Genomic DNA, 17,629 nt, shown 5'->3' with positions numbered 1-17,629 from the left:
GCCCCCGAGGCGGATGAGCCGGCATGAGCGGTTCGAGGAGGAGCCACTCCTCGTCGGTCAGGTCATGGCGATCTTGCACCATGACCTTGTACCGCACCACAACGAAGATCTACAAAACGGCTCCTAGCGCGCGGCGGCCATCGCCTCGACGCCGCCGACCAGCAGATCGAGACCGAACGTGTAGTAGCGCTCGATGTCGACGTCCTCAAGGGTCCTGGCGTACTCGACGATGCACGGGTACTGGTCGGCGGGCAGGGATTCGAGGGCCAGCCGCTTCTGCCGCCGCCATTCGGCTGCCTCCTCCTGCGGCACGGTGGGCGGGCAGCCCGGTTCGTGATCAACGAGCGACATCGCCCCGTGCAGCAGGTATGTGGAGATCAGGTATCCCTCCTGGAGCGTGAACCCCGCCTGGCGGAGCAGGTCGAGCGCCGTGTCCGTGGCCCTGGCAAAGCTGTTCACCTCGCCCTTCGTGACCATGCCGAACAGGGCGGGCAGGAAGCGGTGCCGCCGCATCACACCGACCAGCGCCTCGACCATCGCGCGCACCCGCACGTTCCACGTCGCCGCGGGGTCGAACTCCGGGGTGACCTCCTTGAGGAGGTGGTCGGCCACGGAGTTCAGGAGCTGGTCCTTGCTCTTGAAATGCCAGTACAGCGCCATCGGAGTGACGCCGAGCTCCTGCGCCAGACGCCTGACGGTGACGGCTTCGAGCCCCTCGGCATCGGCGAGCAGTACTGCCCGCTCGACAAGGGCCTCCCGGCTCAGCTTCTCAGATCCCACTTGACAACTATACGACGTACAAGTTTTCCTATGCAACGTACATGTACGTCGTACAAGTACGCCGTATAGGAAGGTGAGCATGCAGAGGAAATGGTGGGCTCTGGTCACGGTCGCGCTCGCGACCTTCATGACCTACCTCGACAACAACGTGGTCAACGTGGCGCTGCCGACGATCCAGCGCGACCTGGAGCTCACGATCTCCGGCCTGGAATGGATCGTCAGCTCGTACATCCTGGTGTTCGCCGGGCTGCTGCTGGTCGGCGGGCGGCTCGCCGACGTCTTCGGCACCAGGACGATCTTCTTCGCCGGTCTGGGCGTCTTCACCCTCGCGTCCGTGGCGGCCGGTCTCGCGGGCAGCCAGGAGATGCTGATCGCGGCCCGCGCGCTGCAGGGAGTGGGCGCGGCCATGCTCACGCCGACCACGCTCGCCATGCTCCCCGCGATCTTCCCCGACCCGCGCGAGCGCGCCACGGCCGTCGGCATCTGGAGCGCCGTGGGCGCGCTGGCCATGGCCGTCGGCCCGCTCACCGGCGGCCTGCTCAGCGAGAACGCCCACTGGGGCTGGATCTTCCTGATCAACGCGCCGATCGGCGCGGTCACGGCGGTCCTCGGCTTCCTGACGATCCGCGTGCCCCGGACCGAGCGTCGCCGTACCGGGCTGGACCTGCCCGGCCTCACGTTCTCGGCGGTCGCGCTGTTCGCGCTCACCTACGCGCTCATCGAAGGCGAGTCGCGTGGATGGGGCTCGGCACCGATCCTCGGGGCGTTCGGCGTCGCGGCGGCCGGTGCGCTCGCCTTCGTCGTCACGGAGTACCGCACAAGCCGGCCCATGATCGACCTTTCGCTGTTCCGCGAGCGGGTCTTCAGCGGCGGCCTGCTGTCCCAGGGCCTGTGGTCGTTCGGCGTCTTCGGCATCTACTTCTTCACCGCGCTCTACCTGCAGAGCGCACTCGGGTTCAGCCCCACCGAGGCGGGCGCCGCGTTCGTGCCGATGGCCCTGCTCACAGCGGTCGTAGCGGCCACCTCGCCCCGGATCGCCGGTCGGTTCGGCGCCGCGCCCACCGTGGCCACCGGGCTCGGCCTGATGGCCGTCGCCATCGCCGGGCTGTCCAGCGCGGGCGCGGGCAGCGGCTACCTGGACCTGCTGCCCTGGTTCCTGCTGTACGGCGTGGGCGCGGGACTCCTCGTCCCGCTGACCAACGTCGTCCTGGACGTCATGCCCGCCACCCGGGCCGGTGTGGCGTCCGGGGTGTTGAACGTCTCCCGCCAGGTCTTCGGACTGCTCGGGATCACGATCCTCGGAGCGATCATGAACAACCGGCAGAGCTCCCTGACCGGGGCGCCCATGCACACGTTCCTGGAGGCGTACCGCTTCACGCTGCTGATCGCCGCGGCGATCGTCCTGGCCGGCGTCCCGGTGAGCCTCTACGCCCTCCGTACCCGTCGGGCCGCGCCGGCGCCGGTCGAAGCCCCCATCGCCGAACCCGTCAGCTGACCCGTCGGCCGATGGTTGACGGTGCGGTCGCCGCCCACGGGGAGGCACGGAGAGGCAGGTCCTCGCCCATGCGGGGAGAATGGGCGGATGCCGCCACGCAGACTCGACCCGGCGAAGGTCCGCGCCGCCCTCGACGCCCAGCTCTCGGCCCTCGGCGAACCCGCGTTCACCGGACCTGACCCGGCGGTTCCCGGAGCCTGCGTCGCGGCCGTGCTCGGGGCGTACGCGGGCGGCCACGAACCCCTCAAAGACGCCGCGCGCTTCGCCGTACGGCATCTGCTCGACGAGCTGGCCGCGCTGACCCCCGGCCGGACGGTGGAGGTGCGGGTGCCGCCGTACGCGGCGGTGCAGTGCGTGGAGGGGCCGCGCCACACGCGCGGCACCCCTCCGAACGTCATCGAGACCGACCCGCGCACCTGGCTGGAACTCGCCACCGGGCGCGTCTCCTGGGAGGCCGCGCTGGCGGCGGGCCGGATCGCCGCCAGCGGATCGCGCGCCGACCTGTCGGCCTACCTCCCGCTCCGCTGATTTCGGCGGACCGGGCGGACCCACCCGCCGGGCGTCAGATCAGCGGATGAGGCCGGCGATGCCGGACCCGCTCAGCTTCTCCTCGATGCAGCGCTGGGTGGACGCCTGCGTCGGATGCGTCCTGATGTCGAAGCACTCGCCGATCTTCTTGTCCTGGAACCAGTTGTAGAACACGACCCCGAGGACGGCGGCGAGCATGAGCGTCACGACGCTGAGGACGATGCCCGTGACGGCGCGGCTCTTGTTGTTGGAGCCGGTCGCGAGCGCGACGATGCCGAGGACGACGCCCACGACCGCGGTGACCGTGCCGATGCCGCAGAAGAACAGCAGGACGATGCTGACGATGCCGAGCACCATCGCGGCGGTGCCCAGCCCGCCGCCCCGCTTGGGCGGCTGCTGAGGGTAGTCGGGTGCCCCGCCGTACCTTCCCGGCTCTCCGGGGTAGACGGGAAGGTCGCCCGAGGGCGGCTGGCCGGCCCCGCCGGAGATCCCGCCGCCGCTGGGAGGGATCCGGTCGCCGAAGCGTTGGGAGGGGCCGCCTTCTCCGGGGAGTCGCGGGGCGCCCGGGAGGCCCTCGCCGTACTCGCCCGGGCGGCCCGGCGGCTCCTCTGGTCCCTCCGTGCCGGAGTCCTTCCCGAAGACGCGGACGTTGTCGTCCCTGCCGCGTCCCCAGGCCACCGCCTCGTCCTGGCCGCTCGCCTTGAGCACCTGTACGTGGCCCGCGTTGGCGGAGCCCCCACCGTTCGAGACCCCGCCGTTCGAGACCCCGCCGTTCGAGACCCCGCCGTTCGAGACCCCGCCGTTCGAGACCCCGCCGTTCGAGACCCTGCCTTTCGAAGCAACGCCGCCGTTCCCGGCGGCGCGGTCCGGCGCGCCGTCCACGCCGGGAACCGCCACTCGGGCCATGGGCCCGGTCGTCGCGGCACCGGCCGCGGTCCTGGCGGCGCTCGTCGTCCCAGCGTTGGCGCTCGTCGTCCCAGCGGCGGCGCTCGTCGTCCCAGCGGCGGCCGCGGTCGTCCCAGCGGCGCCGAATGCGCCCGTGCCGCCTCCTGACGGCGGCGTGGCCCCCTGCGGCATCCCGCAGTAGCCGCATACCGCGGAGTCCGCCCCGGTCGCCGAACGCGGCGGAGCCGGTGGAGTGATCGAGTCCGGCGTGCTCGACGCGCTCGGCGGGACAGGCGGAGGCCATCCGCCGGGTGGCGCCGACATCGGGACGTCGGACGTGTACGCCACCGGGATGTCGTCGGACGCGTCGGACGCGTCGGACCCCGTTGGAGAAAACCGAGGAGTGTCCGTGCGTGCGGTGGCGTGCGGACCGGTCACGGGTCCCACGTACGGATCGTCCCAGGTGCCCATAGCCGATCCGGACGAGAAGTCGGAGTATGAGTCGGAGTACGGCCCGCCGTGCGGGTCGGAGTATGAGCCGCCCTGCGATGCGGGTGGGCCGCCGTGCGGGTCGGAGTACGGACCGCTCTGCGATGCGGGTGGGCCGCCCTGGGACGGGATCTGCGAAGGCGCCTGCGACAACCCCGGAGCGGCGGCCTGGGAGGGCGGCACCTGAGAAGGCGGCGCCTGAGGCGGTGAAACGTGGAACGGCGAAACGTGGGAGGGCGGAATCTGGGACGGAATGGCGGTCGGCGGCACGCTTCTCGGCGTGACCGGGTCGGATCCCTCATACGTCCCGAGGTCGCCCGACCCCGATCCGCCGCGCGGCTCGAGATCGGCAGGTCCAGATCCCCCACTCCTGCCGAGATCAGCGGATCCCGCTCCTCCGTACGCGCCGGTTCCTCCATACACACCGGTGTCTCCGTACGCGCCGGTGTCTCCGTACGCGCCGGTTCCTCCGTACGCGCCGGTTCCTCCGTACGCGCCGGTTCCTCCATACACACCGGTGTCTCCGTACGCGCCGGTTCCTCCGTACGCGCCGGTTCCTCCGTACGCGCCGGTGTCTCCGTACGCGCCGGGGTCCGCCATCGGGCGGCCTGGCGGTGAGGCCGGACGGTCCGGGGACGCGGCGGGGCGCGGCGGTTCGCTCGCCAGCGGATCCTGTGCGGCCCACGCCTTGAGGCTCTCCCACGTGGTCTCGGGCTCCGCCCAGGACCGGTAGCCCGGATCGGTGGTCGCGAGATCGTCGGAGAATCCGCAGTCGGTCCACTCACCGAGGTCCGGCTCGCCGGGCTCCGCGCGTCGCCAGTCACTTGGGCCACTTCGGTCGCCGAAGGCACCCAGGTCTCCGCTTCCGGGGTCGACGACCGGCCGGTCGTCCGTACGCGCCGCGTCGCCGGCGATTTCGCCGAAAGCTGACGGCCGAGTTTCACCCGGCCGAGCCGGGACGGCGGGCTCGCGGTATCCGGAGGGCTCCCACCACGAGCCCTCCAGATCGGGCTCGTCCCAGGAGTTCACCGGAAGGACCAGCCGCTGCTCATCCGGGCGGGTCTCGTTCTCGGGCCGCTGGTCACGCGGGGGTTCCCACGCGTGGTTGTCAGGTGTCGTCACGGTCGATCTCTCCCCGACCAGAGTTGGGCATGCCGGAGACCCAAGGCTCTCCCGGACAGCCGCGGCGGAACCCGGACGACACGGCAAAGCCCAGTCGATCGTTTCCCCGAGACTTTCCGTACCCGCGTGCACGAGCAGGGAGAAGGCCGAAATAGACTCAAGCACGTGCTGAAAGGCGACGGCCGACTGAGCCATGACCTCGATTCCCTGGATCGCGCACCTAAGGACGCCTGCGGCGTCTTCGGCGTGTGGGCCCCCGGGGAAGATGTCTCCAAACTCACCTATTACGGGTTGTATGCGCTGCAGCACCGCGGCCAGGAGTCCGCGGGCATCGCGGTCAGCGAGGGCAGCCGCATCCTCGTCTACAAGGACATGGGCCTGGTGTCCCAGGTCTTCGACGAGTCCATCCTCGGGACGCTCCGAGGTCACGTGGCGATCGGGCACTGCCGTTACTCCACGACCGGATCGAGCGTCTGGGAGAACGCGCAGCCCACGCTGAGCTCCACCGAACACGGCGGCCTCGCGCTCGCCCACAACGGCAACCTCATCAACACCGGCGAGCTCGCGCTGCGCCTCCCGCCGGACGCCACCAGGGCGACGACGGACACCGAGGTATTGACGGCGCTGCTGGCGCAGGACCGCTCGCAGTCGATCGAGGAGGCGGCGGCCGAGCTGCTTCCCCAGGTCAAGGGCGCCTACTCCCTGGTCTGGATGAACGAGACGACCCTGTTCGCCGCCCGCGATCCGCAGGGCATCAGGCCGCTGGTGCTCGGCCGGCTCGAGCGCGGATGGGTGGTCGCGTCCGAGACCGCCGCGCTGGACATCGTCGGCGCGTCGTTCATCCGCGAGATCGAGCCCGGCGAGCTGCTGACGATCGACGAGCGCGGGGTCCGGTCCCGCCGGTTCGCCGCGGCCCAGCCGAAGGGCTGCCTGTTCGAGTACGTCTACCTCGCCCGGCCGGACACCACGATCGCCGGCCGCGGCGTGCAGGCGACCCGGGTCGAGGTGGGCCGGCAGCTCGCCCGCGAGCACCCGATCGACGCCGACCTCGTCATCCCCACGCCCGAGTCCGGCACCCCCGCGGCCATCGGTTACGCCGAGCAGAGCGGCATCCCGTACGGCCAGGGCCTGGTGAAGAACTCCTACGTCGGCCGGACGTTCATCCAGCCGTCGCAGACCATCCGCCAGCTCGGCATCCGCCTCAAGCTGAACCCGCTCCGCGAGGTCATCCAGGGCAAGCGGCTGGTCGTGGTGGACGACTCGATCGTGCGCGGCAACACCCAGCGGGCCATCGTCAAGATGCTGCGCGAGGCGGGCGCCACGGAGGTCCACGTGCGGATCTCCTCGCCGCCGGTCGCGTGGCCGTGCTTCTACGGCATCGACTTCGCCACCCGGGCGGAGCTGATCGCCGGGTCGCTGTCCGTCGAGGAGATCCGCTCCTCGCTGGGCGCCGACTCTCTCGGCTACATCTCCCTTGAGGGGCTGACCCAGGCGACCACGATCCCGGCCGAGCGTCTCTGCCGCGCCTGCTTCACCGGCGAGTACCCCATCGCGATCGACCAGGACCAGGTCGGCAAGTACGTCCTGGAAGGGCAGCTGTGACCGGTCGCCAGACCGGCCGGGCACGATTGACGAAGGGGAACACATGACCAGCTACGCCGCCGCGGGTGTGGACATCGAGGCGGGTGACCGGGCCGTCGAGCTGATGAAGTCCCGGGTCGCCCGGTCCCGGCGTCCCGAGGTGGTAGACGACGCCAGCGGATTCGCCGGGCTGTTCGACGCCTCGGCCTTCCTGCGCTACCGCCGTCCGCTCCTGGCGACCTCCACGGACGGTGTCGGCACCAAGGTCATGCTGGCGCAGCGCCTCGGCAAGCACGACACGATCGGCATCGACCTCGTCGGCATGGTCGTCGACGACCTGGTGGTGTGCGGCGCCGAACCGCTGTTCATGACCGACTACATCGCCTGCGGCAAGGTGGTGCCCGAGCGCATCGCCGACATCGTGGGCGGCGTGGCAGAGGGGTGCCGGCTCGCCGGCTGCGCGCTCGTCGGCGGCGAGACCGCCGAGCACCCGGGCGCCATGGGTCCTGACGAGTACGACCTCGCCGGTGCCGGCACGGGCGTGGTCGAGGCGGACGAGCTGCTCGGGCCGGACCGCGTGCGGCCCGGCGACGTGGTGCTCGCCCTGGCGTCGAGCGGGGTGCACTCCAACGGATACTCCCTGGTCAGGCATGTCCTCGCGACCGCCGGCCTGGACCTTGAGCGGCAGCTTCCCGAGCTGTCGCGGACGCTCGGCGAGGAGCTGCTCGAACCCACCCGCATCTACTCCCTGGACTGCCTCGCGCTGATCCGGGAGGTCGAGGTGCACGCCTTCGCGCACATCACCGGCGGCGGCCTGGAGGCCAACCTGGCCCGGTCGCTGCCCGATACGGCGGACGCCCTGCTGGACCGGGGTTCCTGGACTCCGCCCGCGATCTTCGAGGTGCTCGCCGGGCACGGCGGCGTGCCGCAGGCCGAGATGGACCGGACGTTCAACCTCGGTGTGGGGATGTGCGCGGTCGTCCCGGCCGATCAGGCCGACCGGGCACTCGCCGTGCTGTCCGAGCGGGACGTGCCCGCCTGGGTGCTCGGAGAGGTCGTCCCCGGCACCGGCGCCGCGCGCTACCGCTGATTCCCGTCCAGCCGGATGCCCTGGTCAGGCAGCACGCCTGGCCGGGCACCCCGATTACCACGCGCGAAAACCTTCCGTACACGCCAAAAGGCGCCCCGGCGGGACCGGGGCGCTCGATCGGATCCTGGACAATGCGAAGTCACCCGGCGTGGTCTCACTCCCCGCCGGGTGCTCTCACCTCGTCTGCTGTCAGGAACGGCTAACGGCGTCGGGACGAGTCCTTGCCGTCGCCCTCGTCATCGTCGACGGCGTAATCGGCGTACCGATCAGCCAACTCGTCGTAAGGGTCATGCTCGTCACTGTGGCCGGAATCGCCCTCGTCCACGACTCCGAGCTCCGCGCGCAGACGCTCAAGATCAGTGCCGCCGCTGTTGTACTTCAGCTGGCGGGCGACCTTGACCTGCTTGGCCTTGGCTCGGCCGCGCCCCATTGGCTCGACCCCCTCATGCGGGGTCGCACCGGACCCCTCGTCGCTAACGCACCGCGCACTGGCGCCACCTGACTTTAGGCGCCAGTCTCTCGTTCGCCTATAACCGTACCTGTTTTGTGCGCCGCTCGGTACGTCGTATGGGCGTCGATGGTCAGCGGCGGAGCCAGATGCCCCTAAGCCGCCCGACTTCCGACATTCTGCGCTCAGCCAGCCTATCGGCTGCCGCCGCCGGCGGGACGCCCTCCTCGGCGGCCGAGGCGAAGATTTTCGCGGTCGTGTCGAAGATCTGAGCGGCCCTTGCCCTGGCCCTTTCCATGTTGAAGCCCTCGATCTCGTCGGCCACCTGGATGACGCCGCCGGAGTTCACCACGTAGTCCGGCGCGTACAGGATGCCGCGTTCCACGAGCTGCTTCCCGACGCCGCCGTGGGCGAGCTGGTTGTTGGCGCTGCCGCAGACGATCCGGGCGCGCACGAGCGGGACCGTCGTGTCGTTCAGCACGCCGCCGAGCGCGCACGGCGCGTAGACGTCGATGTCGGACGCGATCATCGTCGCGGTGTCCGCGACGACGTCGACGGAGGGGTGGCGCCGCCGTACGAGCTCGACGGCCTCCTCGTTGACGTCGCAGATCACGACCTCGGCGCCGTCCTCGATCAGGTGGTCGATGAGCCGGCGCCCCACCTTGCCGACCCCCTCGACGCCCACCCGCCTGCCGCGCAGCGTGGACGCGCCGAAGGTGTGCTCGGCGGCGGCGCGCATGCCCTGGAAGACACCGAACGCGGTGAGGATCGAGGAGTCTCCCGCGCCGCCGTGCGCCGGGGTCCGCCCGGTCACGTAGGACGACTCGCGGGCGACGACGTCCATGTCCTCGCTGTAGGTGCCCACGTCGCAGGCGGTGTAGTACCGCCCGGCGAGCGACTCCACGAACCGTCCGTACGCGCGGAGGAGCGCCTCGGTCTTGTCGGTGGACGGGTCGCCGATGATCACGGCCTTGCCGCCCCCGAGGTCGAGCCCCGCCAGAGCGTTCTTGTACGCCATGGCGCGGGAGAGGTTGAGCACGTCGACGAGCGCCGCCTGCTCACTCTCGTACGGGTAGAACCGGGTGCCGCCGAGCCCGGGCCCGAGGGCCGTGCTGTAGATGGCGATGATCGCGTAGAGGCCGCTGCGCTCGTCCGAGCAGAAGACGACCTGCTCATGCCGCGGGCCCTGCTTGGTGGGGGACTCCGTCGTGGACTCGTTCCGGTCCGCGCCGGTCGTGACGTTGATGGGCCTGCTGTCCTTGTGGGAGAGCCCGAAGACGTCGATCACGGTGGTGACTCCTGACCGCCTCTGTCCGCCGCGCTGTCACGGCGGATCCGCTCGGTCCGCCCAGGGGGTTCGCCGTCGTGCCGGGTAGGGCGACGCCGAGTTCGCGAGCGGGCCGATCACAGCCTATCCGCGAGACAGCCATATGATCATGAAAAGTCGAGACCGGCCTCCCCATGGCCCCCGGCCTCGTGGCACGATTCAGGTGTGCTGCCCTATGCCGCCTACCTCCGCGTCTATGAGCCGCTGGCCGCCTTCTCCCCACGGGATCAGAAGATCTGGGCCGCCTACGCCGAGTCACCAGACCGGCCGCGCCGGGCGGGGGCGCTGGAGATAGAACACGGCGAGGCCGTCCGCAGGATCGTGGGCGTTCCGCCGGCGCCCGCCCCGGAGCAGGAGAGTTCGAACGCCTACCTGCGCCGCGTCGAGGACGTGCTCTACGTCTGCCCCTGGCAGACCAGGCTGCGATCCTGGCTGGCGTTCGCCTCGTTCCGCGGCGGCACCCCGGTGAAACTGGCCGACCGGTTCGTGCCGCAGGCGATCGCCGAGCGGACAGCCGACGACTTCGACCGTTTCAAGCGTTCCGGCACGTCGCTGCGCACGCACATCCGGACCAGCACATGGCACGTGCCGACGTCGTGGTTCACCCCCTTCGACTCGACGGAGCGGTGGCTCGTCCTGGGCGGGGCGCCGGCCGAGGGCGCCGACCCGGGCGCGCACACTGTGGCCGCCCCCGCTCGCAACATGCTGTACGTCACCTCGATGGCGCAGGCGCGCAGGCGGGCGGCCAAGGCACTCGGGGTGATCAAACGGCACGCGCCGGACACGGCCGCCTTCCACGAGTTCGAAGAGGTCGGCAGGTGGCTGGAGGAGTTCCACCCCCACTCGCTGGTGGAGCTGGACTACGGCGGGCTGGTCCATCTCATGGACGACGAGACGCTGGAGGCGGACCAGTCGGTCGCCGAACTGTCCGCCTCGCTCACCGGTTTGGACAACGGTCAGGAAGAACTTGCTTTCGCGATGTACCAGCGTGTGGTCGTCCGCTGGAGGTCGATCCAGGCTCTCCAGTCTGCCAACTAAACCCCATATCGCACCCCCCGACCTGCACTATTGGGTCATGGGATGTTCGATCTCACATCTGCGAACTGAGTAGTTTGCCGTTTTCACTGCGATACCACGAAGCGTGTCGCTAGAATCACCGAGCGTGACATCACCACGTAGTCGTGGCGTTGCTCCCAGAGGGCTCGCCAATCGCGTTACGTGGCTGTATGGTCACATCGGGTGATACCGAAAATGATCCACAAAACCGCACTTATGGATCATTTGGGGACATCCGTGACAAGCGCCAAGTTAAGTCGCAGGATCGCTGTCGCCGGTCCACACGGAGGAGAGGCCGCACACATGTCAGCTCGTACACCCGAGGCCGAGCCACTGCTCACCCCGGCGGAGGTCGCCACCATGTTCCGCGTCGACCCCAAGACCGTCACTCGGTGGGCGAAGGCGGGCAAGTTGACGTCCATCCGCACCCTCGGGGGGCACCGCCGCTACCGGGAGACCGAGGTCCGGGCGCTGCTGGCGGGGATTCCGCAGCAGCGCTCCGAATAGGGGCCGGACGTCATCCGCCAGTCAAGGGGGGAGACGGCGCGCTCGCGTCAGGAACGCCAGCGATGTGAGCGCGTCCATCACGGCACCACACGCCCGTGGCCGGTACGGGCCACGGGAGGTGTCGTACCGGCGCCGCCCGCCCGGCGCCACCATCCCCCGGCAGCTGGCACGCCGTCGCAGTGAGAGCGTCACAGAATGTTCAGGACGCCGGCTCCACCTCGATGAGCCCCCGTACGGCGTGATCGTGCCGACCGGCGACCTCCAGCAGTGCGGCCATGTGGTCCACCAGCATGCGTTCCAGTTCGGACCGCTCAATGTCGCGGTGCTCCAGCCAGTCGAGCCCCGCGGTCTCCACCGAGGCGATCCACGACCTGAGCGTGATCCGCAGCACCGGACCGGGATCGCCGACCCGCATCTCGTCCGTGATCAGCCGGAGCAGGCGCCGTCGTACACCCTCGACGATCTCACCGACCTCTCCCGCTCTGTTGGCGGGTCCTCCCTTGAGCAGCGCCGCGAAGCCGGCCGCGTGCTCCTCGACGAAGTCGAAATATCGGGTCAGTCCCTGAGAGAGCCGTTCCAGGGGCTGTCCGGTGCCCTGGGTACGGAGCCTGGCCTCCAGCTCCTCCGCCGCGCTGCGCAATGACGCGACATAGAGCTCCTGCTTACCGCCGAAGTAGTGGTAGACGAGCGCCCGGGAGGCCCCAGCGGCGGTGGCCACGTCGTCGATCGAGACGTCCTCGGCCTCGCGCCTGCTGAACAGCTCCAGCGCGGCCGTGATGAGCTCCTCGCGGCGCCGATCGACACTGAGCCGACGGCGCACCGGTCGCGTGCCCGCCCTGTCTGGGATCTTCTGACCGCTTTCGGCCCGGGATATCACGCCCACACCCCGCAGACTAGCGGAGCACGGCCCGGGCGATCGTTGGATTTGATCATGTTCGGCGGATGTCGCCGGCTCCTGCCCATTTCGCCCTCCGGGGGCCGGAGAAGGCGGAAGTATGCGCGTTACGGAGAGGAACCCGTACCCTTACGGCTTCTCGATCGTTTGGTCAGACAGGTGCACGTCCGCGCATCGTGGGGAGAACCATGTCAGGACCGTCCATACAGACCAACGCCCGGCACGCCATCGAGGTGTCCGTACCCGACGCCGATTTACCCGATGGCTTCAGCCCGCGGCCACGGCCGACGATCCGAAACGTGGCCGAGCGTGCCGGCGTCTCGAAGTCGCTGGTCTCGCTCGTGCTCCGGGGATCGCCGCACGTGAGCGAACACCGCAGGGAAGCGGTGCTGCAGGCCGCCAGGGAGCTCGGCTACCGCCCGAACGCGGTGGCGCGCAGCCTTGTCGAGGGCCGTACCCACCTCGTCGGCGCCCTGGTCGCCGATCTGCACAACCCGTTCTACGCCGAATTCCTCGACGGCCTGCAGGAGAGCCTGCACGGCGACGGCCTGCGGCTGCTGATCGGCAGCGGCCGCTGGGATCCGGCGTTCGAGGACGAGGCCGTCGAGGCGTTCTTGGAACTCCGCGTGGACGGCCTGGTCCTGCTGGGCGTGGCCCCGTCCAGCCACACCCTCGCCGAGGCCGCCGCCTACACGCCGACCGTGGTGGTGGGCGAGCGCGACGTCGAGCTCGACGGCGTGGACATCGTCGTGGACGACGACCAGCTCGGCGCGAGGCTCGCGGTCGATCACCTGGTCGAGCTGGGACACCGCCGCATCGCGCACATCGAGGGCACACCGTCCTCGGCGGCCCGGTGCCGCTGCGAGGGCTACCTGGTGGCCATGCGCCGTCACGCGCTCGCGCCGTACATCATGGTCGAGCACGGCGACTTCACGGAGGAGGGCGGGCGGCAGGCGGCCAGGGCGCTGCTGGAGCGCGAGCCGAGGCCCACCGCCATCTTCGCCGCCAACGACATCGTCGCCCTGGGCGTGCTCACGGCCGCCAGCGAGCTGGGCCTGCGCGTTCCGGAGGACCTGTCCGTCGTCGGGTACGACAACACCCACCTGGCCGCGGTGAACCACGTGTCGCTGACCAGCGTCGACCAGCCGCGCCGGGCCATGGGCCGGTCGGCGGCGACCCTGCTGAGCGAGCGCATCACCGAGCCGGGGAAGGTCGGCCGGCTGCGCGAGGTCACGCCCCAGATCGTCGTACGGCACAGCACCGGACCCGCTCCAAGCGATGCCCAAAGCTAGGTCAACCGGCGTGGCGTCGACGCGCGGAGGGTGTTGACTCTGCGCATGACGCCGACCCCCGGCGGGTCGCTCGGTGGGCGGCCAGAGAGGCGACAACGGGGGGATTCATGCGTGATCCGGAACTGGTCTCCTGCGCGCAGCGTGCCGCTGCCGAGTTGGAACGGGCCTGGGCGCACTGGCTGGAGGCGCGAGGGCGAAGCGGCGAGGTCGGTGGCGAGTCCGTGGCCAGCTACGTCGCCCACTCGATCGACCATCCGTGGGGGCGTCCCCGCGTGGTCCTCGGACTGGACGCGGAGGACGCCCGCGAGCTGGCCGCCCTTCTGGAGAAGCAGGAGGTCGCTGAGCCCGCCTGGTGACCCCTTCCGCGGCATATCACCGACATAACGGTCTGATCACGCCGACGCTCGCGTAAGTTGGTGAGCTGACTTCTGCGAAGGGATTCGAGCGTGATCAGACGACCACTTACCGCCACGATTCTGGCCTGCTGCGGGCTGGGAGTCGCCGCGTGCGGTGGCACGACGAGCTCGACCACCGCCGGCCCGGCCAGTGCGGCCGCCCCCGGCGCGCCGCAGAGCCGTACGGCCGGGGCCGCCGTCACCGCCGGACAGGCCTCCGAGCGGGTCGCCGCGGCGCCCAGCCCGACCGGAAAGCCCCTCGCGGGCAAGGTCATCGTGATCGACCCCGGTCACAACGGCGGCAACTACAAGCATCCCGAGATCATCAACAAGCAGGTGGACGTCCTCACCAAGCGCAAGCCCTGCGACACGACCGGCACCGCGACCAACGACGGGTACAGCGAGGCATCTTTCACCTGGGACGTCTCGACCCGGCTGGCCAAGATCCTGCGGGCCGAGGGCGCGACGGTCAAGCTGACCCGCAAGGACAACAGCAGCGTCGGCCCGTGCATCACGCAGCGCGCGGCGATCGGCAACCAGGTCAAGGCCGACGCGGCGATCTCGATCCACGGCGACGGCGCGCCCGCGAGCGGCCACGGCTTCCACATCATCATGCCGAAGAAGATCAACGGGCCGGTGGATCCCGTGGTGGACGACTCCAGGAAGCTCGGCATCGCGGTCAGGAACGCGTTCCGCTCGGGGACCGGGCAGGGATACTCCACCTACATCGGCAAGGACGCGCTGGACTTCAGGAACGACCTCGGCGGGCTGAACCTCTCGACCGTCCCGAAGGTCTTCATCGAGGTCGGGAACATGCGCAACCCCGGCGACGCGGCCAAGATGCAGAGCTCGAAGTTCCGCCAGCAGGCGGCGGAGTCCCTGGCCAAGGGGATCACGAACTACGTGTCCTGATCCGGTTACTCCCGGCCGATGGGCGCGGGATGAGCGATTTGGCATGATTCAACGCATGGATCAGCTCCTCCCCCGCCCACGGCTGGCCGAGACCGCGCCCGGATCGTTCACGTTCGCTCCGGGGACCGCCGTGTCGGGTCCCGCCGACCTGGTCGATCCCGTACGGCTCGCGCTCGCCGTCCTCGACCTCGGGCGCGGGGACGCGTCAGGGGCGGTGCGGGTGGCGCGGGCCCCCGGCCTGGGCGCCGAGGCGTACGCGATCACGATCACGCCGGAGGAGGTCCGGATCGCCGCCGCGGACGCGGCGGGGGCGTTCTACGCGGGGCAGACCCTCCGGCAGTCGCTGCCGGTGGAGGCGTTCCGGTCGCACGCGCTTCCGGGGACGGAGTGGCGGGTTCCCTGCGGGCGGATCGAGGACTCCCCCGCGTTCTCCTGGCGTGGGGCGCATCTCGACGTGTCCCGACATTTCCTGCCCAAGCGGGAAGTGCTGCGGCTGATCGACCTGCTCGCTCTGCACAAGCTCAACCGGCTCCACCTGCACCTGGTGGACGATCAGGGATGGCGGCTGGAGAGCCGCGCCTTCCCGTTGCTGCACGAGGTCGGCGCGCACCGGCCGCAGACGATCACGAGCTACTACGGCGAGGAGCCCACCTATGACGGCGTGCCGCACGGCGGCTACTACACGCTGCGGGATCTGACCGAGATCGGCGCGTACGCCCGGGCCAGGGCGGTCACCGTGGTCCCCGAGATCGATGTTCCGGGCCACGCGTCGGCGATCCTGGCGGCGTACCCCTCGCTGGGCGCGACACCTGGCGAGCGGCATCGGGTGCTGGACCGCTGGGGCATCTCGCCCGCGATCCTCTCGCCGCTTCCGGCCACCGTGGACTTCCTGGCCACCGTCTTCGACGAGATCATCGACGCGCTGGGCACCGTGCCGTACCTGCACATCGGCGGGGACGAGTGCGTGCTGGACGCCTGGGAGGCGTCCGCGGAGATCACGGCCTACCAGGCGGAGCTGGGCCTGGACTCGCCCGCCGACCTGCACGCCTGGTTCCTGCGGCGGCTGGCCGACCTGCTCGCCGAGCGCGGCAGCCGCGCCGTCGTCTGGGACGAGGCGTTCGTCAGCGGGATGCTGCGCGCGGACACGCTGGTCATGCCGTGGCGGGGCGCCGGGGTGGGCCGCCGCGCGGCGGCCGCCGGGCACGACGTGATCGCGACCCCGGTCTTCCCGATGTACTTCGACTACGCCGAGGCGGCCTCGGCCGAAGAGCCGCTGGCCATCGGCGAGACCATCACGGTCGCGGACGTGGCGGCGTTCGAACCCGCCCCGGCCGCGTGGGAGGAGGGCGAGCGCGCCCGGGTCGCCGGCCTGCAGTTCCAGCTCTGGAGCGAGCGCATCCCCGACGGGCGGACGCTCGACTACCGTGCCTGGCCGCGCGGCTGCGCCGCGGCGGAGATCGGCTGGACGGGAGGGCCGGCGCTGCCGCCGTTCCTCGACCGGCTCGCCCGCCATCTGGAACGGCTGGACGCCTTCGGCGTGGAGTACCGACCGCTGGAGGGGCCGCGGCCGTGGCAGCGCGGCGGCGAGACGCGGCGGCACCGGCCGGGTGTCATCGAGATCCACGATGTGATGCAGCACCTGGACGAGCTGTCGCTCACGGCGGACTCCACCCGGCCCAGCATGTGACCGGTCGCGGCCGGTCAGCCGATGCGGTCGGCGGCCCCGACGACCTCGGAGATCGAGCTGTAGCCGTGACGACGAAGCCGCCGGGAGAGCCCCCGGTGGATCCGCGACGCCCACAGCGGACCGGCGTAGATCATGCCGGTGTATCCCTGGACGAGGGTCGCCCCGGCCAGGATGCGCTCCCACACGTCGTCGAGGTCCTCGACGCCGCCGACGGAGACCAGCGTCAGCCGGTCTCCCACCCTGGCGTGCAGCCGGCGCAGCACCTCCAGTGACCGGGCCTTGAGCGGACGGCCGGACAGCCCGCCCGTCTCGTCGCTGACGACGCCGGGCCGTCCGATCGTGGTGTTGGTGGCGATGATGCCGGAGAGGCCGAGCTCGACCGCCAGGTCGGCGACCGCGTCGACGTCCTCGTCTGCCAGGTCGGGGGCGATCTTCACGAGCAGCGGGGTGCGGCCCGCCACGCTCTTGACGCTCTCCAGGAGGGGGCGCAGCAGCTCGACGGCCTGCAGGTTGCGCAGACCGGGAGTGTTCGGCGAGCTGACGTTGACGACGAGGTAGTCGGCGAGAGGCGCGAGCTCCTTGGCGCTGGCCATATAGTCCTCGGCGGCCTGCTCCTCGGGCACCACCTTGGTCTTGCCGATGTTCACGCCGACGACCGCGGGAAGCCCTCGTGGCCGACGCAGCCGTGCCGCGGCGGCGCGGGCTCCGGCGTTGTTGAAGCCCATCCTGTTGATGATCGCGTGGTCGCGGACCAGCCGGAACAGGCGGGGCCGGGGGTTCCCCGGTTGGGGCCGCGCGGTGATGGTCCCCACCTCGACGTGGCTGAACCCGAAGGCGGCGAGCGCCTCGAAGCACTCGGCGTTCTTGTCGAATCCGGCGGCCAGACCGAAGGGGCCGGGGAAGTGCACTCCGAAGGCGGGGACACGGAGCGCCTCGTCACGGGGGGCCAGCCGCCGGTGCAACACCCGCTTGGCGATCGGGAGGGCCGCCAGCAGGCGGAGCGCCCTGATCGTCAGGTGATGGACGTCCTCCGCGTCGAGGCGGCTCAGGACCAGCGTGAACACGAATCGATACATCACCGGTCAGGGTATCGGTTCACCCCTGGCCGCTGGTCCGCGGGCGGGCCCGCGGCGCCGGCCC

At 70.5% G+C, this 17,629-nt stretch carries 16 protein-coding genes; 10 read left to right on the top strand and 6 right to left on the bottom strand.

Annotated elements, in window-relative coordinates:
• Positions 1-123: 123 nt before the first annotated feature.
• Positions 124-780, bottom strand: a complete 657-nt coding sequence (locus tag QSK17_RS22195; protein ID WP_285706971.1) for a TetR/AcrR family transcriptional regulator — start codon at positions 778-780, stop codon at positions 124-126.
• Between the two features lie 79 nt (positions 781-859).
• Between QSK17_RS22195 and QSK17_RS22190 the strand changes: the two genes are divergently transcribed.
• Together QSK17_RS22190 and QSK17_RS22185 are read left to right on the top strand one after the other, a co-directional pair.
• Positions 860-2,275, top strand: a complete 1,416-nt coding sequence (locus QSK17_RS22190) for an MFS transporter (RefSeq protein WP_285706970.1) — start codon at positions 860-862, stop codon at positions 2,273-2,275.
• Between the two features lie 87 nt (positions 2,276-2,362).
• Positions 2,363-2,803 carry a sterol carrier family protein gene (locus QSK17_RS22185; protein ID WP_285706969.1) on the top strand — a complete coding sequence of 147 codons (441 nt, stop codon included), beginning with the start codon at positions 2,363-2,365 and terminating at the stop codon, positions 2,801-2,803.
• A 39-nt stretch (positions 2,804-2,842) separates the two neighbouring features.
• Here QSK17_RS22185 and QSK17_RS22180 read toward each other — a convergent pair whose 3' ends face one another.
• The gene (locus QSK17_RS22180; protein ID WP_285706968.1) at positions 2,843-5,299 is read right to left on the bottom strand and encodes a hypothetical protein; all 2,457 of its coding nucleotides are present in this window, start codon (positions 5,297-5,299) and stop codon (positions 2,843-2,845) included.
• 165 nt (positions 5,300-5,464) lie between these two features.
• Between QSK17_RS22180 and purF the strand changes: the two genes are divergently transcribed.
• Both purF and purM read left to right on the top strand, forming a co-directional pair.
• The gene (gene purF, locus QSK17_RS22175; RefSeq protein WP_285706967.1) at positions 5,465-6,901 is read left to right on the top strand and encodes an amidophosphoribosyltransferase; all 1,437 of its coding nucleotides are present in this window, start codon (positions 5,465-5,467) and stop codon (positions 6,899-6,901) included.
• Between the two features lie 43 nt (positions 6,902-6,944).
• Entirely contained in the window at positions 6,945-7,970 is a 1,026-nt protein-coding gene (gene purM, locus QSK17_RS22170) for a phosphoribosylformylglycinamidine cyclo-ligase (RefSeq protein WP_285706966.1), read from the top strand.
• Between the two features lie 199 nt (positions 7,971-8,169).
• Here the strand turns inward: purM and QSK17_RS22165 are convergent, their stop codons facing one another.
• Together QSK17_RS22165 and QSK17_RS22160 are read right to left on the bottom strand one after the other, a co-directional pair.
• Positions 8,170-8,400 carry a DUF3073 domain-containing protein gene (locus QSK17_RS22165; RefSeq protein ID WP_084517936.1) on the bottom strand — a complete coding sequence of 77 codons (231 nt, stop codon included), beginning with the start codon at positions 8,398-8,400 and terminating at the stop codon, positions 8,170-8,172.
• Positions 8,401-8,551: 151 nt separating this feature from the next.
• Positions 8,552-9,706, bottom strand: a complete 1,155-nt coding sequence (locus QSK17_RS22160) for a Leu/Phe/Val dehydrogenase (RefSeq protein WP_285706964.1) — start codon at positions 9,704-9,706, stop codon at positions 8,552-8,554.
• Between the two features lie 204 nt (positions 9,707-9,910).
• On the opposite strand from QSK17_RS22160, the gene QSK17_RS22155 reads away from it, so the two are divergent.
• Complete coding sequence (locus tag QSK17_RS22155; RefSeq protein ID WP_285706963.1) at positions 9,911-10,783, top strand: DUF8083 family protein; 873 nt, start codon at positions 9,911-9,913, stop codon at positions 10,781-10,783.
• Positions 10,784-11,104: 321 nt separating this feature from the next.
• Complete coding sequence (bldC, locus tag QSK17_RS22150; protein WP_013133571.1) at positions 11,105-11,308, top strand: developmental transcriptional regulator BldC; 204 nt, start codon at positions 11,105-11,107, stop codon at positions 11,306-11,308.
• Positions 11,309-11,507: 199 nt separating this feature from the next.
• Here bldC and QSK17_RS22145 read toward each other — a convergent pair whose 3' ends face one another.
• Positions 11,508-12,191, bottom strand: coding sequence for a TetR/AcrR family transcriptional regulator (locus QSK17_RS22145; RefSeq protein WP_285706962.1), 684 nt, complete (start codon positions 12,189-12,191; stop codon positions 11,508-11,510).
• A gap of 200 nt (positions 12,192-12,391) precedes the next feature.
• On the opposite strand from QSK17_RS22145, the gene QSK17_RS22140 reads away from it, so the two are divergent.
• The 4 genes from QSK17_RS22140 (at position 12,392) to QSK17_RS22125 (ending at position 16,489) form a co-directional block, all read left to right on the top strand.
• Entirely contained in the window at positions 12,392-13,495 is a 1,104-nt protein-coding gene (locus QSK17_RS22140) for a LacI family DNA-binding transcriptional regulator (protein ID WP_285706961.1), read from the top strand.
• Between the two features lie 107 nt (positions 13,496-13,602).
• Positions 13,603-13,851, top strand: a complete 249-nt coding sequence (locus QSK17_RS22135) for a hypothetical protein (protein WP_285706959.1) — start codon at positions 13,603-13,605, stop codon at positions 13,849-13,851.
• Between the two features lie 90 nt (positions 13,852-13,941).
• Complete coding sequence (locus QSK17_RS22130; RefSeq protein WP_285706957.1) at positions 13,942-14,802, top strand: N-acetylmuramoyl-L-alanine amidase; 861 nt, start codon at positions 13,942-13,944, stop codon at positions 14,800-14,802.
• Positions 14,803-14,857: 55 nt separating this feature from the next.
• On the top strand, positions 14,858-16,489 hold the full coding sequence (locus QSK17_RS22125) for a beta-N-acetylhexosaminidase (protein ID WP_285706956.1): 1,632 nt from the start codon (positions 14,858-14,860) through the stop codon (positions 16,487-16,489).
• Between the two features lie 14 nt (positions 16,490-16,503).
• On the opposite strand, the gene QSK17_RS22120 is transcribed toward QSK17_RS22125, so the two are convergent.
• A complete protein-coding gene (locus tag QSK17_RS22120) occupies positions 16,504-17,565 on the bottom strand; it encodes a quinone-dependent dihydroorotate dehydrogenase (protein ID WP_285706955.1) in 1,062 nt (353 codons plus the stop codon).
• Positions 17,566-17,629: the final 64 nt, after the last annotated feature.

It is taken from the genome of Microtetraspora sp. NBRC 16547 (assembly GCF_030268965.1).
In the GTDB taxonomy this organism is placed as follows: domain Bacteria; phylum Actinomycetota; class Actinomycetes; order Streptosporangiales; family Streptosporangiaceae; genus Microtetraspora.
Note: the sequence above shows the minus strand (reverse complement) of the source record. Positions and strands in the feature narration are given on the sequence as shown.

Coding starts and splice junctions, on each gene's coding strand:
- QSK17_RS22190 (WP_285706970.1), top strand. CDS start 860: ATGCAGAGGAAATGGTGGGCTCTGGTCACGGTCGCGCTCGCGACCTTC.
- QSK17_RS22185 (WP_285706969.1), top strand. CDS start 2,363: ATGCCGCCACGCAGACTCGACCCGGCGAAGGTCCGCGCCGCCCTCGAC.
- purM (WP_285706966.1), top strand. CDS start 6,945: ATGACCAGCTACGCCGCCGCGGGTGTGGACATCGAGGCGGGTGACCGG.
- QSK17_RS22165 (WP_084517936.1), bottom strand. CDS start 8,400: ATGGGGCGCGGCCGAGCCAAGGCCAAGCAGGTCAAGGTCGCCCGCCAG.
- bldC (WP_013133571.1), top strand. CDS start 11,105: ATGTCAGCTCGTACACCCGAGGCCGAGCCACTGCTCACCCCGGCGGAG.
- QSK17_RS22140 (WP_285706961.1), top strand. CDS start 12,392: ATGTCAGGACCGTCCATACAGACCAACGCCCGGCACGCCATCGAGGTG.
- QSK17_RS22135 (WP_285706959.1), top strand. CDS start 13,603: ATGCGTGATCCGGAACTGGTCTCCTGCGCGCAGCGTGCCGCTGCCGAG.
- QSK17_RS22125 (WP_285706956.1), top strand. CDS start 14,858: ATGGATCAGCTCCTCCCCCGCCCACGGCTGGCCGAGACCGCGCCCGGA.
- QSK17_RS22120 (WP_285706955.1), bottom strand. CDS start 17,565: ATGTATCGATTCGTGTTCACGCTGGTCCTGAGCCGCCTCGACGCGGAG.